The sequence below is a fragment of the Isoptericola sp. NPDC060257 genome (assembly GCF_042726645.1).
GTDB lineage: Bacteria > Actinomycetota > Actinomycetes > Actinomycetales > Cellulomonadaceae > Isoptericola > Isoptericola nanjingensis.
The window spans coordinates 1-2,626 of sequence record NZ_JBHXAW010000404.1; the positions used below are offsets into that span (position 1 = coordinate 1).

Below are 2,626 nucleotides of genomic sequence, written 5' to 3' on the forward strand. Positions count from 1 at the left end.
GGACCACGGTTCCGGCGGGCTCCTTCGTGCGTCTCTCAGTCGCCCAGGATGCCGAGCGGGTCACCGGCGGCGTCATCGGTCTCGCCGTCCGTCGGGTCGTCGGAGGGCTCATCCGTGGGCGTCTCCCCCGCCTCGGGGCCGCTGGAGACCACGACGGTGACGTTCGACCCGACCTCGGCCTCGCCCCCCTCCGGGTCCTGGGAGATCACGAAGCCGTTCGGCACGTCGTCCGAGGGCTCGAAGGTGATCTGCGGGTTCAGGTTGGCGCCCGTGATGGCCGTCTGGGCCTCGGCGGCGGACTGCCCGACGACGTTCGGCACCGTCGTCATCTCCGGGGCCTTCTTCTTGGCGATGACGATCGAGACCCCGCTCCCCTGGGGCACCGAGCCGGCCTGCGGGCTCTGGCGGATCACCGTGCCCGGCTTCTCGTCGCTCTCCTCCGTGCTGGTCTCGGAGTTGAGCCCGAGGTCGGTGATCGTCCCCTTGGCCTTGTCCTCCGTCATGCCCAGCAGGTTCGGCAGGTCGACCTGACCGGTGGAGACGACGATGTCGACGGCCGATCCTTCGCTGACCGCCTGACCCTCGGCCGGGTCGGACTTGATGACATGGTCCTTCTCGACGCCCTTGCTGTTCTGCTGCGAGACGTCGCCGAGTGTCAGCTTCGCCTTCTCGAGCTCGTCGGAGGCCTCGTCCTCCGTCATGCCCGAGAGGTCGGGCACCGCGACGGTGTCCGGGCCGGCGGAGAACGTCACGGTCACGGTGGTGCCGCGGTCCACCTCGGTGCCGCCGGTCGGGTTCTGGTCGAGGAACGTATTCTCGGGCTCCGTGGACTCCGTGTCCGTGGCCTGCTCGTACTCGAGCCCCGCTGCCGTGATCGCCCGCTCTGCCTCGACGGGTGTGACGTTGGCCGGGAGGTTCGGCACGGTCGTCTTGGCCTCGGCGCCGTTCATGACGAGGAACGTGATGATCGCGGCCAGCGCGACGGCGCCGATCGCGATGAGCGTCCACATGAGGCCCTTGCGGCTCTTCTTCTCGTCGTCGGGCTCGCCGTTCGCGCCCTGGACCCCGGTGGTCCCCCACTGCGACGTGCTCGCGGGGTCCATCACCTGGGTGCCCTGGGGCTGGCCCATGACCTGCGTCGCCGCGGCGCCGGCCGCGGCCGCACCGAGGAGCGGCGCGGTGACGTCGCCGCCGCGCAGCGCCGTCTCGAGGTCCGCGCGGAACTCCGCCGCCGTCGAGTAACGGGCGTCGCGGTCCTTCGTGAGGGCCTTGAGCACGATGCGGTCGAGCACCTCGGGCACGTCCGAGGCGAGCTCGCTGGGGCGCTGCGGCGCCTGCCCGACGTGCTGGTACGCGACCGCGACCGGGGAGTCGCCCATGAACGGCGGGCGCCCGGTGAGCAGCTCGAACAGCACGCAGCCCGTGGAGTACAGGTCGCTGCGGGCGTCCACGGTCTCGCCGCGAGCCTGCTCGGGCGACAGGTACTGGGCCGTGCCGATGACGGCGTGCGTCTGCGTCATCGTCGCGGCGGAGTCCGCCATCGCGCGGGCGATGCCGAAGTCCATCACCTTGACCGCGCCCGTGGGCGTGATCATCACGTTCGCGGGCTTGATGTCGCGGTGCACGATGCCGGCCTGGTGCGAGTACTCCAGCGCGCTGAGGATGCCCGCCGTGATCTCGACGGCCTCCTCGATCGGCACCGCCGCGCCGTCCTGCAGGATGTCGCGGACCGTGTGCCCCTCGACGTACTCCATGACGATGAACGGGACGTGCACGGACGCGCCCTGCGTGTCCGTGTGCGTGTCCTCGCCGGTGTCGTAGACGGCGACGATGGCGGGATGGTTCAGCGCGGCGGCCGACTGGGCCTCGCGACGGAACCGCGCCAGGAAGGACGGGTCGCGGGCGAGGTCGGACCGCAGCACCTTGATCGCGACGGTGCGACCCAGGCGCGTGTCGTGCCCGATGTGCACCTCGGCCATGCCGCCGCGGCCGATGAGCTCACCGACCTCGTAGCGGCCGGCGAGTACCCGGGGCGTGTTGTCCACCACTCAGAAGTCCTTCTCGGTCATGGCCGCGCGCGGGGCGCGCGGCGTGTCTCGGAGCATCATCCCAGAGGAGGGACGCGCGCCCGTGCGGGAGGGGCGGGAGACCGCGAGGGCCGGTCCCACCAGGAGGGCCGCCGCCTGGCCCTCGGCGTCGGCCGCCATGGCCTGCACGAGGGTGGCGAGCAGCAGGACGACGAGGAGGCCGAGCAGCGCGATCAGCGGCCAGGAGAGGCGTCCGAGCGGGCCGAAGCGCTGGCCCGTCGAGGTCGACGTGCGGCGCGCCGGCTTCGCCTCGGGCGCGGAGCGCGACGTCGAACGGCTCCGGGTGCCGGTCGACGGGGCCTTGCGCACCGGGGGACGGCGGGCGTCGTGGGTGCCGGCGCGCACCTCGCGGCGCCGCGGGTAGGCGCGACCGGCGGCGAGGTCGTCGACGGGGGTCTGCGGGGCGGGCTCGTCGCCGGGGACGACCGCCGCGGGCTCGGCGGGCGTCGCGCGCTCGTCCTCGGACGGCGTCACCGCCGCCCACGCGACCGGCATCGCGGCCGACGGCGGGGTGGAAGGGCTCCCAGGGCCGGCGGGGG

1 protein-coding gene and 1 pseudogene are annotated in these 2,626 nt (G+C 73.0%); both read right to left on the reverse strand.

Annotation, left to right across the window (positions count from 1 at the left end):
• Positions 1 to 35: 35 nt before the first annotated feature.
• Positions 36 to 2,045, reverse strand: coding sequence for a Stk1 family PASTA domain-containing Ser/Thr kinase (pknB, locus tag ACFWEK_RS20625; RefSeq protein ID WP_430544857.1), 2,010 nt, complete (start codon positions 2,043 to 2,045; stop codon positions 36 to 38).
• Between the two features lie 3 nt (positions 2,046 to 2,048).
• Positions 2,049 to 2,626: pseudogene (locus tag ACFWEK_RS20630) on the reverse strand (hypothetical protein); the annotation flags it as partial.